Source organism: Pseudoalteromonas sp. RWi3 (assembly GCF_054960735.1).
This window is the reverse complement of record NZ_JBHNYL010000002.1, coordinates 168,582-183,614: the sequence shown is the minus strand read 5'-3', so window position 1 is coordinate 183,614 and position 15,033 is coordinate 168,582. Positions and strand designations below refer to the sequence as shown.

The window sequence follows — 15,033 nt, the reverse complement described above, 5'->3', positions numbered from 1 at the left end:
GCATACAGCTAACACTCTGATCAGCAATATAAAATATGAATAAAATAGGGGTATACGCTTGCGATACTAATCTAACCCTTGGCATTTTAACTTGCTAAGCACTATACTGTACAAATATACAGTTAAGTGTGTTTTAGTATGCGTGTTATCCCAATTTATATCGAAGCGGGCGTGTGTGGATTTGAATCCCCCGCGGCCCAATACAAAGAGTTAGGCTTATCGCTTGATCAATTATTAATAAAGCACCCAGATGCCACGTTTATCGGTGTTGCCTCTGGGGAGTCTATGCAAGGTGTGGGGATTTTTGATGGTGATTTACTGCTAGTTGACAGAGCTGAAGACGCTAAAAATGGTGATGTGATTGTGGCCAATTTAAATGGCTTATTTGTGTGTAAATTACTTGATAGAACAAATGCACAATTATTGTCAGCGTCTCCTGCATATGGACCTGTTCAGCTTTCAGCCGATGATGAATTTCAATTAGAAGGTGTAGTCACGCGCTCAATTCGTCTGCACCGTTTAAGTCCTGAGTTACACCAATGTATGCCTTAGTCGATGCGGTGTCATTTTATGCCAGTGCTGAAAAAGTGTTTGACCCTGCGATTAGAACAAAACCCGTGGTTGTATTAACCAACAACCACCTATACACCTTTTTTACCACTTTCTAACTATACACGTTTGACAAGTTGAGAATTCCCACTATCTTATCGACATACTTAATGAATTGAACTTCACTACATGGCAATCACATACGAGATCAAAACAACTGAAATAAAACCGTTCACGTATAGAACCCCTCTAATCACGCCTAATGAAAATGGTGAACTTTCAATTAAACACTCTCGACAACAGGCAAAGCATATTAAAAAAGTTGTTTTGTTGAACTTGGTTGGTAGAAATTCGAAGGGCGATATAGTCTCTTACGAACCGCTTGAACAAGTTAATCGCTTTCTACTAGCTCACCATATCGATAGCAATAAGCAAGAATCAGAACAATACAGCAAAGGCTTAGTTCACTACTTTTCATTCTTAATAGAGCTACAGCGATTATGGGACTGTGAATACGACGAAGACCTATACGATGAATCGATTGACTTACCTAGACCTAGCTGGAACAAATTCCCTATTAGAAAAAGCGACAAAGCAACATATCAATATCGTGAGGCACTAATAAAAGCTGTTATTAATCCTGTTGATCAAAGTCAGGCGATAGCTAGAACTACAGCAACCGCATACATGAGTGCAGTAGTAAAGTTTTATTCTTTCCATATCAGAAATGGCTATAGATTTAACAACCCTCCATTCGAGCATGAGGTTGTTTCTATACAATACCAAGGCAATAGTACAAACATCGGCGCTTACATGAGTAAAGATGTTCACACAACAGATCTGCGATTAAATTTAGGAAAGTCTAAGCGCAACGAAGGCGGCGCTCTACCAACAAGTCGCAAGGACTTGAATCCATTAGCAAATAGAGAATGGAAGGCCGTAGAAAACATCCTTACGAATACACGCCGAGTAATCAAAAACGTGGCTGGTGAAACAACCACATCCAACTTATCAATTGAATACTGCTTATTTTTTCTCGTTGCGAGATATACAGGTCTAAGAAAAGAAGAAGTGGCAAGCCTGCATAAAGGTCAGATAATAAAACCTAACGAGCACAAAAAAGCCATAAGATTTGGTGTGGGCGGTCAATACGGCTCCTTAACTAAAACTTCCGGTTCAGGCAATAAATCAAGAAAAACAATCATTCCAACACGCATAATGCAGCTTTTATACGAGTACACAAGGAGTGACAGATACAAGAAGCGAATCTCTAAACTCAAAGAGCATTGTAAAATTAAACGTCAAAAAGGTGAGTTGGGATATTTTGACGGGGAAGATGGCGTAGATGAATCAAAAGAGTATCTATTCATTAGTCAGACTGGTGTACCATTTTTTACCAAATTACCCGAAGCAAATGCTAGATGGAATGAAATTAGAGCAACGGTTAATGTAGCGGCTGGGCTTAATCTTACAGGAACCATACACAATCTTAGAGCAACCTTCGCAGTATCTCTTTTCAGGCTTCTCTTAAGGCATGTAACCCCCGATAAAGCCTTAGCTCTAGTATCAGAGTGTCTAGGGCATGAAGAGGAGCAAGTAACCTTAATGTACCTTAAAATCGCTCAAGACGAACCGTCAGGTGATGAGATTTATGAAGACATTCTTGAATTCATCGGGGCATTTGAAGAAACAGATATAAACCCGACAGGTAGCCAATAATGTCACAAGGAAGAACGAGTAAGAGAAAACCTCTACTACCTGAGGTAAATCTAATAAAAATAAAAGCTGAGGTTCAAACTCTACATATAACTGACATGGTTATACGAGCAAATGGGAGAAACTTTTTTTTTGAAAGGTTTGCTTATAATTCCTGCCCTCCACTGTTTCAAGGCGCAACAAAAGTCGATACTAGCAACTATAAGAACATGAATAGAGATGGTCTTGTTCGCCAGGTTTACTCTTTATTGAGCGCGAACGTAACCTCAACTACAGCGTCTAGGTATGAGACACTAATAAAATACGTCAAATGGATGGACGGCCACAACATAAGTCCAATCAATGGCGACATGCTCCATTGGGATCTAATAGATGGATTCATGACTTGGTGCGGACAGCAAAACAGCAAAGGCTTGTTATCACGACCTGTTTGGGGAATGTTTAGAACCAACATCGCTTGGGTTTTAAAGCAGCTAAATAGAAAACAGGAAGCAAAGAACCTTCCTAATGTAAAGAACGTCACAAGCCACACCACACCTCATAAAAGCCTCGACATTGAGAGTGAATTAAAACCAATCACGAAACGACTGCTTAACGCATACTTCAAATTACTCAAACACTACAATTCAGGCACAACGCCAGACAAACACCCACTTTACGATAAAGAATTACTCGAAAAAATAGCGAAAGAAAGGAGCTTAAAAAGCAGCGCCAGAGTCCATCACTTTGCAGCATTTTCAAAGGCTGTAAACCCAAATTTAGGACATCCAAATAACGCTATAACAAAGCTAGCGATAATGATCTGCTATTTGTTTACAGGAATGAACTCTACCCCTTTAGCTAACATGAAAATTTCTCACGTAAAATTCAAAGAAGTGCAAGGCGGAAAATATATCCTAGATTCTGTGAAAGGTAGAGCAAACTACCAAGAACAAGACAGTACCCTTGGTTTTAGCAAACACGCAAAAAGCTTTATTGAAAGCTGGCTAAAGGTTTCTATAGATATGGCTAATGGAGATAGTAACGCACTTCTCTTCCCTTACTATACAAGGAATGGCGAAGCTACTTCATATACGGAAACAAGCCGCAGCCCCCACCAAAGTGTCAACCTTTTATTGAATAGACTAGGCTTTCCTAAAATAACTCCTTCAATACTCAGAAAAACAAAAATGGACGCTCTATTTCAGGCAGCTGAATCTATTTACCTTGTTTCAATATCGGCAAACAACAGTGTTAAAACTGTTTCATCACAGTATTTACATGGCACATCTGGAGAGCACGAAAATAAATTAAAAGCAGCGATGGATGCTAAATTTACCAACGCCAAAGGTGTTGATATCAATGCCGCAGTTGAGGAAGCCAAATACAAACACTCAAACATTCTTGATCATTATGAATATGAATCACTACGGAAAGACTCTAATAGGTCTAATGAAGCCAGAACACCGATTGGGATACGTTGCAATGATAATAAACAAGGCTCTTTAAAAACCATCAACAAAATACTTAAGCGTATCGGAGTTGAAATGAATTCTGATGAAGAAGCCTGCACCAGCTTACTTGATTGCTTTGAGTGTGAACATCATTCTCTGGTATCTGACATAAAAGATATATGGTTAATGATGTCATTCAAGGAAACACTGCAAGAGCTTGAGATAACACCCGCAGTTAACTCCATACCACTCAAGAAAATGAACACACTTTTAATCACCATTGAGACTATTCTGAGAGGATTCAAAGATAAATCTCCAGATAATTATAGGGAAGCATCTGAACTCCAAAAACAATCACCACACCCCTTATATTCAAATGTCCACAGTTTAAATGACCTACATGAGGTATTTTCATGATCACAGCCATAACAAGTAATTTAACTGACGTTCCAGAGTATGTCGAAAACATTCCTGTAAGCACATATAGCGACGGCAGCATCGAGAGTTACATTTTTGATAATACATGGAAGTTTAGCGGCGCTATCCAAGTAGGTGTTGGAAAGCCAATATCAATCAGCTTCTCACAAATTGACACCAAATACCGTAAGTACATCCAATCTACACTTGCATACCTCATGGATGAATTTAAACAAAAAAACAAGACACACCCTACTATCGGACAACTTAATCATTGGAAGAGTGGGCTTAAATTTATTGCGCAATGTATCGAAGAGTGCAACTGGAACTCGCTATCAGACGATAGAAAATTCAACCAATTCAGAAAATCATTCAACGAGCTAGTTATTAAAAGAGACCTTTCTCAAACAGTTATCAACAACGTGGTGACTACTTTAAACCTACTGAACGCCCATAACTTATGCCATCGAATTGTAACGATAGAGAGTCTGAATATACAAAGCGTGAAGCAAGTAAAGCAATACATTGCAATTCCAACGAATATTTATCAACAAATACTAAGTGATTCAGTCTCAGTAGTAGAGTCATACCACCCATATCGGCATGAAATTTCAGCGATCATGAGCCAAGTACAGACTATATATAACGAAGAAAAAATTCGAAAAGATTGCTCTTCTTCTCCAGGCCAGATAAACGGAAGGACAGCCGCTAGAGTTAAGAAAATAGCGCATAATATACCTGGGTTTAAGCTTACGCGAGATGGGACAAGCATTTCTAGAATTTTAACCCCTTGCGCAATTGTTTTATTGGCATTTAGTGGTATTAGGGTTGGAGAACTAATCAGTCTCACTAAAGAAAGCTACGAAGAGAGAAAGGGGCAAGACGGCAGCAGCATTAGTTTTTTAAAAGGGGAAACAACTAAAACCGTCGATGGCATACCTAAAAAAGAGGTATGGCAAACACATAGCATATCTAAAGATGCGCTTGAACTGGCCTATGATTGCACAGAATATCTTCGCGAAATCTACACTGAATCAGTTAACAAAAAATACGCTGAAAGCCCAAACAATTCGGATGAACACAAAAGAACTTTGCGTGCGTTAGAATCTATTTTTCTGCCAGTAACATCAGAAGGCAAAAGAACAAACTTCAGCTCAACGGCTGCCCGTTCAAAAAACCTCACGTCCTATTTGAATCAACTAAATATTAAAGCAACAAAAGAAGATGCTGAATCATTCAACACCTTAAACCCTTCATGGCAAGGACAGCTTAAAGAAGGTTGCTTCCTACCTAAAGTCAGCGCTCACGACTTTAGGCGTTCATTTGCAGTGTTCTTTAAGCGCTATGGATTCGGCACAACTTCAACAATCAAATTTCAGTACAAACACAGAAACATAAACATGTCAGATTATTATGGCAAGAACGCCCAACTTCAACACATGGAAGATGTTTTGCTGGACACAGATTTAATTCAACTGCTCCATGAAGAAGGAGTTAATTTGGGAGTCGATATATTTGACGAAATCTATAATGAATCGGAAACTCTCAGTGGTGCAGGAGGCGAACGAATAGCCAAAGATAAGTTCGAAAAACTTAGGTCTGGAGACAAAGTGTATATGACACGAAAGGAAATTGAATCTCTAGTTCGTAACGGCACACTTTCTGTCGTAAAGCTAGCCACCGGAGGTTACTGCATGAATGCGTCTTGCAGTAGAGTTTGTGGCATAGGTGAATTCTCCGCTGAAATAAAGCCTTGCGAGCACAAGGTAATTACTGACAAGGAAGCTAAAAGAATTCAGCGTCAAAACATGAGACTAATCAATACATTTCGAGATTTAAATGATGGTGACCCCATGATGAACAGCATACTTATTGGAACCAAGCAGAAAATAAAAAGAAATGAGTCATTAATTATCAAGCATGGAATTAAAGTCTCCTCCTTTGAGGATAATATTAAGGGCGTATTAGCGACAGCTAGGGGTTAAAATGAAAAATTCAGGAACAGCATTAGCAAGACTAAGAGCAGCTTTAGAACGCTTGATCTCCGGCAAACCAGAACGTGTTTCACACAATGGGAAGCTAACACTTAATAGAATAAATAACGAAGCTGGACTTGGGCATAGCTACATTCACAAATTTGAAGACTTTATTAAATATGAAGCAAATCCAGCAATTGAATCTTTTAACGCTGACTACGACCCGATCAAAGCAAAGCTATTGCAAAACAAGGTAGAAATCACCGAGACAGATAAGCTAAAGAATAAATTAAAGAAAGAGACAACACTTAAAGAGCAATACCGAAAAGAACGTGATGATTTACAAATTATCAACAAAGAATTAGAAGCGCAAAATAGCTCGTTGATGTTCCGGCTTTATGAGTTACAAGAGCAACTGAATTTACAAAACGTCGTTAAACTACCCAAATAGCGATGACAGGCTGGATATTTAAGTAAAGAGGTATCGATTGTTTGCATTGATTGACGGGATCAGCTTTTACGCAAGCTGTGAACAAGTGTTTAGACCTGATTTGCGACTAGCTGGATGTTGTGTCTTATCAAACAATGACGGCTCTGTGGTTGCTCTTAATCGTCAAGCTAAAGAGGCAGGTTTAAAAAAATTCGAACCCTATTTTAAGCAAAAACACATAATAGAAAGGAACCACATCCACGTTTTTTCTAGCAACTATGAACTTTATGGCGACCTGTCTTCCAAGATGATGTCTATCATCGAAGAGTATGGAGATAGACACTTTGTATATTCAATCGACGAAAGCTTTATATTCAAACGCAATATTAAAGATTGGTTTAGCTATGCACGTAATATCCGCAGAAGGATCTGGAAAGAACTCAGACTACCTGTCGGTGTTGGCGTAGGTAGTAATCTAACATTGTGCAAGCTCGCAAACCATTGCGCTAAAAAGGTTGATGGTTATCGAGGTATAGCGATAATTGACAGTGAGCACTCTAGGAAATCTATGTTAGAAAAGTGCAAAGTAGAGGACGTTTGGGGGATTGGAAGAAAACTTAGTCAAAAGTTTAAAGCCTTAGGAGTCAGCTCTGCTCTCGAATTAAGCCTCTACCCACCCAAGCTCGCTCGACAGCACTTCAACGTAAATGTCGAGAGGACGATAAGAGAGCTAAATGGTGAGCAATGCCTGTCATGGGATGATAACGTAGAAAAGAAGAAGCAAATCTTTTCAACAAGATCATTTGGTCAGAAAATATCTTGCAGAGAAGAGTTAAAACAAGCATTAGTAAATCACGCGGTTAACGTTTCCACGAAAGCCAGAAAACAAAACTCACATATAGCCCAACTAATTGTGTTTGCCAGCTCTTGCCCATTCGATGACAGGCAACGTCCGTTCAACGCTTCAGCCACTATTGCTTTTCCAGAACCAGTAATTGATCCAACATTAATCGCCAACAGGATTAACGATTATATAGGTAGGATATTTAAACAAAATATCAGCTATAAACGTTGCGGTGTTGGCGCGGTAGATTTAATAGATTCTAATAATATGCAGCTCGACTTGCTTGCTCCTGACCCGAACAATCAAGCTCTTACTAGCACACTAGATTCAATAAATAATCGCTTTGGGAAAGATACTGTTAAACTTGGAAGCCAAGGTATAAATAATACTTGGGAAATGAAGCGAGAATTCCTTTCTCCAGCATATACTACTAAATGGTCAGACATCCCAAAGATTGAATGTTAACTTAGCCACACTCTAGCAAAAAAAATCATATTTCATTTTTGATGTGTCCATATCAAAATTTGATTAGCTATCAAATCAGGGATATGATTGGTCAAATTATAAGGTTGAGCAAGTCAGAAATGGAAATTAAAGACCTAAAGATTTTATTTGATAATGGTGCTCTTATAACTGCCACTATCACGAATCAAATTTTGGATAACGGATATATTGTTATCTTTGAAGCAAAAGATAAATCTAAAAAGTACCACATTAGCGGTCAACGTACTCAAGGTGAACCTCGCGTATTTAAGACTATTGATGCTGCAACCAGAAACGCTCGTGAAATTGGATTTAAAAATATATCCATAAGCTTACCTTAAATACAGTGACTTACATTGAATAAGGCACTCCTTTTTGACAATAACTGACAGACTGCTTTGAGCGATCATGAGCCGTTCGAGCATTCACTGGTTAGATTTTACTTTGCCGCATAGCAGCCGTTAACATTTGTTTCGCAAATGACAGTTGATCCGACAAAGCAGTCGTTAGGTATTTATTGAATTTTATGACAACTGCTAGCCAATTGCGGACATTAAGCCTTTGCAAATTCATGAGCATATTTAGGGTAATACTAGCCAAGATTCTCTGCTCACTTTTGGGGATGGTTTGAGCTCATTGCCGACAGTGGTATTCATTATAGATTTACTAAACTCTTTGGTCAGCCGAGACTCACGAAGCCTACTTTTGCAGGGCGATTTGCTTCTGGATGTGAAGTAACAATTTATTGATGTTGCTCTTCAATCATTTTGAGGGAATGTCTAACGTGGTTGTTTGGATTGCTACAGAATTACTTGTGCTTGGGTCGAATTTTTCTACGGTCATATGTCTCTCAACTTACTCTAAATTGTGACACATTAGGAAAACATTTAGAGTGTAATCTACATCTTTTTTTATTACTTCTTTGTAAAAATACAAAAGCCGTTTCACTTCGATTATTTTATCATCCAAAACTTTACATACTAAACTATTGAACTATATTAATAAAAGAAATATTAAAGAAGTTAAAGTGACAATTATGAGCTTAAACATGATTAATGATATTTAAAGCTTAAAAAATGAAACCAATTGCATGTCCGGCAACCTTGGGAGTGTTTTTTGGGCATTAAACCAAAGGAAAACATATGGATAAAATAATAATTCTTAGAGGAACATCTCTTTCATTTCATGCTGATCCTTTTATTGTTGGTGATGATAATTCTTACACATTAATTGAGGATGCTTTAGTTTTTATTGAAAATGGCAAAATAGTGAACGTAGGTAATTATTCCGATCTAATAAAAGATGTTCCTGATAAAGTTGAAATATTAGATTACACGGGGAAACTAATTACACCAGGGTTCATCGACACTCATGTTCATTACCCTCAGACCACAATGATTGGAGCTTATGGAAAACATTTACTTGAGTGGTTAGAAAATTATACTTTTCCAACAGAAGCGAAATTTAAGGATAAGGAACTAGCCAGATCAGTTGCAAAAGTTTTTCTAAAACAAACTGTCAAAGCAGGAACTACAACATCAATGGTTTATGGTACTGTTTTTAAAGACTCTGTAGATGCCTTTTTTGAAGAAAGTGAAAAATTAGGAAGTCGTATGCTTTGTGGCAAAGTATTAATGGATAGAAACGCGCCCAAAGAAATTTTAGACACTCCAGAATCAGGATACAAAGAAAGTAAAGAGTTAATCGAAAAGTGGCATAATAATGGGAGGCAACTTTACGTAGTTACTCCTAGATTTGCCCCAACGTCGACTAGAGAACAATTAGAATTAGCAGGAAAACTATTTAACGAATATCCGGATGTTTTTATGCAAACTCACTTGTGTGAGAATGAAGGAGAAATCGCTTGGGTAAAAGAGTTGTTCCCAGAAAGAGAGTCTTATTTAGACGTATACGATCATTATGGATTAGTTGGAAAACGCAGTGTATTCGGCCATTGTGTTCATTTCGAAGATGAAGACTTTGAAACATTAAGCAAGAAAAAAGCTTCTATTTCTCATTGCCCTACTTCTAACTTGTTTTTAGGATCCGGGTTATTCAATTTAAATAAAGCGAAAACAGGAAAACATCCCGTATATGTAGGTCTTGGTACCGATCTAGGGGCGGGTACTAGTTTTTGTCAATTACAAACATTAAACGAAGCTTACAAAATTTCTGAAATGAGAGATAGCTCTATAACCGCAATTAAAGGTTATTATTTAGCAACACGTGGTGGCGCTGAATCTTTAGGATTAGAGAGTAAAATTGGAAGTATAGAAAAAGGAATGGAAGCAGATTTGACAATATGGGATTTAGAGTCGACAGATATAATTGATTACCGATTAAAGTTTGCAAATAGTTTCGAAGAGAAACTTTTTGTTCAGATGATATTAGCTGATGATCGCTCTGTTTTTGCAACTTTTGTGAATGGCGAAAAAGTTTATGATAGCAACAATAACTACTATAAATTGGATTAGAATATTATGATGACATCGAAAGTATACCCTGTAGGTGGAGCAAGAGCTTGGTTTGTATGGGGATTAACTACAGTTTTTGTAGTTTTTCTTTTTAACCTCCAAACAGGTTATGAAATTATAAACAACGATTTAAAAACTGATATTGGTTTAACTGTCGCACAAATTGGTTTAATTGCAGCAATTTACACTTGGGTCTTTGCCTTAGCGCAACTTTTTTCAGGTTCAATTTTAGATAAATTAGGTATTCATAAAGTATTGCCTTTTGCCGTTTTAACGGTAACAGCAGGAGCATTTTTACTAGCCAATGCAGAAAATTTCGAAATGGTAATTCTCTCTCAAGTTGTATTAGCTATTGGCGCTTCATTTGGTTTTGTAGGAGCTGGTTACGTAGGAGGTGTATGGTTTGGTTTTGCCAAATTTGGCTTTATGTTTGGTTTGGTACAAACAGTAGTTTCTCTAGGATCTTTATTTGGAGGTGAAATTATAAACCTTGCCATGAACTCCTATGACTGGAGGACTATTATCAATGCCATTGGTGTTTTTGGCTTCTTTTTAGTCATTATATCATTTGTTTACTTAAAAGATCGTGAGCCAGTTTCATCAAAAAATGAAGATGGTTTTTTCAAATCAGTATTTGAAAAAATTATTGATGTAGCTAAGAACCCTCAAATATGGCTATCAGCTTTAATTGGCGCTGTGTTATTTGGTTCTTTACTTTCTTTAGCTGTTGTTTGGGGGGCAAAAATTATTCAAGCCAATGGAATTGAGGAAAGTACAGCTAATAAATTAGCTTTGTTAATCTGGCTAGGGTTAGCAATTGGTTCGGCATTTGCAAACAAATTTTCTGATATACTAAAAAGTAGAAAGAAAACCGTTATTTTATCCGCCATTTGTTTTGTTATTTTATTCATAGCGTTTTTATATATTCCTTTAACTGAAACTTTGGCTGGTACTTTTATGTTTTTGTTAGGTCTGTTAAATGGAGGCCACATGATCAGTTTTACTATGGCAGGTGAATTGGTTACAGAAGATAAAGTCGGAACTTCTTCCGCTATAACAAATGGAATTATGTTCCTTGTCGGTGGGGTATTTATATCGATACCAGGAGGTCGTCTAATTGAAGGGACTAATACAGTAGAAAACTTTCAATTTGCAATGTTGCCAGTATTAATTACGATTGTAGTCATTATACTAGTCAATATAATATTCTTGAAAGAAACTTTTAAATCATCACAATAATATAAAAAACGCTGATGCAATAGTTTTCTCTATGTTGAATGAGTAAAGAAAAACTTAAGTAAAACAACCTAATGTATGTACTTATAACGGTACTTATTTGATAGATCATCCTATAATACCAATGTTCCACAACCTTCTACGATTACCATCTTCGCATTAGATATTATGGGGTTAGCATCACGTAGATTTAAAATATAGTAATATCACATGTTTCATATCTAAACTATAAAGCACCATTAATCTGGTGCTTTTTTATTGCCTGTAATATATTAAACCCAATCTAATCGGTTGCTCAAACCACCTATCCGAAAGTAACTTGTACTTATCACTCTCATCCAATAAGCCAAGTTATGTTACAAAACCATTCAGACAAAACACCAGACAATTGCATTATTCGACAACGCTTAATTAGATCGTTGTTCAAATATCCTGGTTATGAGAGCAGTCATAATTAGCTAATGACTTGAATAGTGCCCACTGGTTTATGCCCGAAGATAAGAAAAATGCTACAGGTATATTAGATGGTCGAGTGATGTAACATGTTCTCTGATAGCTTTGGTGGCTTTGTTGACTATCAAGGTGAAGGTAGAACAACGTCTAATGAACACTAAAAACAGCTCAAAAATCTATTGATGTTAACGTCCGCTATCGTATCAAAGAGACTATTGGTTTTGATGATTATTCGTATCAGTTTTAGACCGCTTTAGGCTCAAAACCACCGTTTGTAACCCAAAATCTAACGTCTGCTTTGTAGTACAAGTTAAAAATAAAGGTTCATAAATGTATAGCCTTGTTTGGCACACATGAGAATGTCAACTTTGGTCGAATTCAATTAATTGAAATTGACAGTTCATGCTAAGACTTGCTCACTTTTAAAGGTTGAGAATTTGTGAAAGTTACCCTTAAAATTCTCAACTTATCACTTGAATGCATTGTGAATCCAATAAATAGTCCGAAAGCTTTAATATTACTGGGCTTTCTCAACAATTAAACAATTATAAGTGTAACGGTGAACAACGATGGCTGTATTTGTGCGGTATGCCCTATTGCGCGTAAATTAAATATTCCTAAATTTCAGCCTTACTTTAAAGTAAAACACTTACTTGCTAAGCATAACGTGGTTGTTCGTTCATCTAACTATGAGTTATACGCTGATTTAAGCGATAAAATGATGAATGTAATAAGCCGCTTTTGTGACAATCAGCATATTTATAGTATTGATGAATCGTTTTTACACTTTAACGGTTTTACACCCTTAATACGTGATTAGCATCAGTATGGACATCAGATCCGGCGTACCGTGTGGCAAGAAACCAAGCTGCCTGTAGGTGTTGGGTTTGGCCCAACCCCTACTTTAGCAAAAGCTGCAAATCATGCAGCCAAAAAGCTGAGTGGCTTTGATGGCGTTGCAGTTATTGATAATGAGAGCGCACGCAAACACATACTAGGCATGATGGATGTAAGCGATGTATGGGGTGTAGGTGAACGGATTGCAAAAAAATTAAAATTAATGAATGTACATTCAGCGCTTGATTTGGCGCAGCAAGAACCTCGGCGTATAAAAAGGCAATTTAGTGTTGTACTTGAGCGTACTGTTAACGAGCTTAACGGAGTAACTTGTTTGAGCTGGGACGAAGTACGCCAAGATAAACGCGAAATATTTTCGACTCGCAGCTTTGGTAAGCGGTTAACTGATCCGATTGCACTAAAAACTGCATTAGTAAGCCACTGCGTTACTGTTGGTAAAAAGCTTCGTCAACAACGCTCTGTCACTCAGCGGCTTTTATTGTTTGTTGCAAGCTCTGCACACGAACAAGTCTATTATAAGAAGTCTTTAATCTATGACTTTGAAACCCCAAGCTGTGATAGTTGCGTATTAGCCAGTGCTGTTAATCAGTTATTTGATCAACTCTATCAACCTGGCATACAGTTTTATAAGTGTGGTGTGGGAGCGTTAGAGTTGAGCTCTGTACAATTTCAACAACCAGATTTATTTGCTGTATCAAAAGATAATAGCAAGCTTATGCAATGCTTAGATACCATAAACAAACGTTACGGCAGCAATACATTATCATTGGCAAGCCAACAACAAACACAGTCATGGCATATGAAACGCGAGTACTTATCGCCCCATTACACAACTCGTTGGCATGCGTTACCTAAAATAACATGTGATTTATAGACGTTGCAGCTCAAAATTGCACATAACATCCGTGCCTTTAACAGTGTATTGTAGTTTGTTACTCGCCAAAAAGCGCAGTGTTTGGCTGCTATCAAGTGAGTCTTCAGGGTTGTCACAGCGGTCATGACGAAGAGCCATGGTTATACCTTCATTGGTGTATTTAAATTTAGTTGTGACTAAACAAAAATTAGGCACTTTATTGGTTTGCGTGCCGTTATGCAAAGCGTTAAAAATAATCCCACTACCTAAACTGAAACCAAGGTTGGGATTATTTTTATTAACCCACTTCAGCTCACCACTAGTACATAATTCACTAGTACCGATTGTTAGTTTATAACTACCTAGATTGGCATTTAATAGTTTAACAAACTGGCTTTTATTACTAGGCAGTACACTTTTAGCATCACATAAATGTGAAAATAAAGCCAAAACAATGAAAAAAGCTATCTTCGAATGATGCATTAAATACCTACTTAAAGTAATGAGCTGCTACAGTATAAGTGTACCCGTTAAGATAAAAAATAAAACAAGCTAACGTACTGATACATGCAGAGTTACTGCCAGTATTTAGCGAATAATTGCGGATAAGCTAGTTTTAAAAATTTAGGCTTATCTTTGAAACGTTTGCCCTTTGGTTGTTCAAGGCCTGATGGAACAAATGGAAGCTCATCGTCATTGCGCTCTTCATAAAGCAGCCCTGCTATGAGATCGTACTCATCTAAGTATGGGTATGGCTGTTCGTTTAAATGATAAACAGGAGTACAATCAGCCAGTGAGTCGGGGTTTTCAATTGCCGCATTAAATGCACTTTCACCACGCGAAATTAACCAGCAACGAAATTCTGAAAAACCATACTCATCATTACACCCTGCCATGACAAACGCTGCACCGAATAATTCCCATGTATAACTTTTACGCATACAAAGACTAAACTGCTTATCAAACGAAATCAGGCTATCGTCATCTAAATCAGCAAGCAACTCTTTTAAACGTTGAGTAACAGATTCGGGATCAGCTGTTTTATCATCGACGGTGACTAATTGCCAAAAATCAAACTCTGAGAACTCACTCATGAAATAATCTCTTTAACGCGCCCTACCTGGCCATCTTCTAACTGCACTTTAATGCCATGAGGGTGACTAGGTGATTTAGTCAATAAACGCGAAACAATGCCGTTAGTTAATGTGCCACTTCGCTGATCTTGCTTTAAAACGATGTTGACTTCAGTGCCCGGGGAAATTTCAGAACGAGTAGGTACAGCCATGATATATCTCTTTTACTATTTTGCTA

The 15,033-nt window shown here is 37.5% G+C and carries 12 protein-coding genes and 2 pseudogenes; 11 read left to right on the top strand and 3 right to left on the bottom strand.

Annotation, left to right across the window (positions count from 1 at the left end; genetic code table 11):
• Nucleotides 1-138 precede the first annotated feature (138 nt).
• From ACFI4Z_RS04405 to ACFI4Z_RS04355, 11 genes and pseudogenes are all read left to right on the top strand, one after another.
• Nucleotides 139-552, top strand: a complete 414-nt coding sequence (locus ACFI4Z_RS04405) for a LexA family protein (protein ID WP_058559405.1) — start codon at nt 139-141, stop codon at nt 550-552.
• Nucleotides 540-638 (top strand): annotated as a pseudogene (locus tag ACFI4Z_RS04400) (Y-family DNA polymerase); the annotation flags it as partial. The gene ACFI4Z_RS04405 and the pseudogene ACFI4Z_RS04400, both read left to right, overlap by 13 nt.
• Before the next feature lie 100 nt (nt 639-738).
• A complete protein-coding gene (locus tag ACFI4Z_RS04395) occupies nt 739-2,268 on the top strand; it encodes a tyrosine-type recombinase/integrase (RefSeq protein WP_462669495.1) in 1,530 nt (509 codons plus the stop codon).
• Entirely contained in the window at nt 2,268-4,115 is a 1,848-nt protein-coding gene (locus ACFI4Z_RS04390) for a hypothetical protein (RefSeq protein WP_462669494.1), read from the top strand. Before ACFI4Z_RS04395 ends, ACFI4Z_RS04390 begins: the two co-directional genes overlap by 1 nt.
• Nucleotides 4,112-6,100: a hypothetical protein gene (locus ACFI4Z_RS04385; RefSeq protein WP_462669493.1), complete on the top strand. Its 1,989-nt coding sequence runs from the start codon at nt 4,112-4,114 to the stop codon at nt 6,098-6,100. The genes ACFI4Z_RS04390 and ACFI4Z_RS04385 overlap by 4 nt, the downstream gene beginning before the upstream one ends.
• Nucleotide 6,101: 1 nt before the next feature.
• Nucleotides 6,102-6,542, top strand: coding sequence for a hypothetical protein (locus ACFI4Z_RS04380; protein WP_462669492.1), 441 nt, complete (start codon nt 6,102-6,104; stop codon nt 6,540-6,542).
• 37 nt (nt 6,543-6,579) lie between these two features.
• Nucleotides 6,580-7,830, top strand: a complete 1,251-nt coding sequence (locus tag ACFI4Z_RS04375) for a Y-family DNA polymerase (RefSeq protein WP_462669491.1) — start codon at nt 6,580-6,582, stop codon at nt 7,828-7,830.
• Nucleotides 7,831-7,949: 119 nt separating this feature from the next.
• On the top strand, nt 7,950-8,189 hold the full coding sequence (locus tag ACFI4Z_RS04370) for a plasmid replication protein RepB (RefSeq protein WP_462669490.1): 240 nt from the start codon (nt 7,950-7,952) through the stop codon (nt 8,187-8,189).
• An 801-nt stretch (nt 8,190-8,990) separates the two neighbouring features.
• Entirely contained in the window at nt 8,991-10,322 is a 1,332-nt protein-coding gene (gene guaD, locus ACFI4Z_RS04365) for a guanine deaminase (RefSeq protein ID WP_462669489.1), read from the top strand.
• A gap of 6 nt (nt 10,323-10,328) precedes the next feature.
• Nucleotides 10,329-11,561, top strand: a complete 1,233-nt coding sequence (locus ACFI4Z_RS04360) for an MFS transporter (protein WP_462669488.1) — start codon at nt 10,329-10,331, stop codon at nt 11,559-11,561.
• Nucleotides 11,562-12,558: 997 nt separating this feature from the next.
• Nucleotides 12,559-13,743: pseudogene (locus ACFI4Z_RS04355) on the top strand (Y-family DNA polymerase); the annotation flags it as partial.
• Here the strand turns inward: ACFI4Z_RS04355 and ACFI4Z_RS04350 are convergent.
• From ACFI4Z_RS04350 to ACFI4Z_RS04340, 3 genes are all read right to left on the bottom strand, one after another.
• On the bottom strand, nt 13,738-14,205 hold the full coding sequence (locus tag ACFI4Z_RS04350; protein WP_462669487.1) for a hypothetical protein: 468 nt from the start codon (nt 14,203-14,205) through the stop codon (nt 13,738-13,740). The pseudogene ACFI4Z_RS04355 and the gene ACFI4Z_RS04350 overlap by 6 nt on opposite strands.
• Before the next feature lie 92 nt (nt 14,206-14,297).
• A complete protein-coding gene (locus tag ACFI4Z_RS04345; protein ID WP_462669486.1) occupies nt 14,298-14,816 on the bottom strand; it encodes a DUF4240 domain-containing protein in 519 nt (172 codons plus the stop codon).
• Nucleotides 14,813-15,007, bottom strand: coding sequence for a YwbE family protein (locus ACFI4Z_RS04340; RefSeq protein WP_462669485.1), 195 nt, complete (start codon nt 15,005-15,007; stop codon nt 14,813-14,815). The genes ACFI4Z_RS04345 and ACFI4Z_RS04340 overlap by 4 nt, the downstream gene beginning before the upstream one ends.
• Between the last annotated feature and the right edge of the window lie 26 nt (nt 15,008-15,033).